This is a genomic window from Bacillus sp. SIMBA_005, assembly GCF_046535585.1.
Classification (GTDB): Bacteria; Bacillota; Bacilli; order Bacillales; family Bacillaceae; genus Bacillus; species Bacillus pumilus.
The window spans coordinates 1-231 of sequence record NZ_JAWRWI010001281.1 but is presented as its reverse complement, the minus strand read 5'-3'; the positions used below and the strand labels follow the sequence as shown (position 1 = coordinate 231).

1 pseudogene is annotated in these 231 nt (G+C 36.4%); it reads left to right on the top strand.

The features are described 5' to 3' along the window. Positions 1-231, top strand: a pseudogene (locus SB660_RS24190) (pectate lyase family protein); the annotation flags it as partial.

Sequence of the window (231 nt, the reverse complement as noted above, 5' to 3'; positions counted from 1 at the left end):
AATGGAGATTTGGTTATCGAAAATAAAAAGAATGCTAATGCCTATATCACGTTGGAAGGAATTGGAAATGATGCTACAGCAGACGGATGGGGAATAAGAGTCAAAAATGCTTCAAACATCGAAATCAGAAATATTGGAATTATGAATTGCGCTAGTGACGAAGGGGATAATATTGGACTTCAGCAAGACAACGATTATGTTTGGGTTCATAACTGCGATTTCTTTTATGGA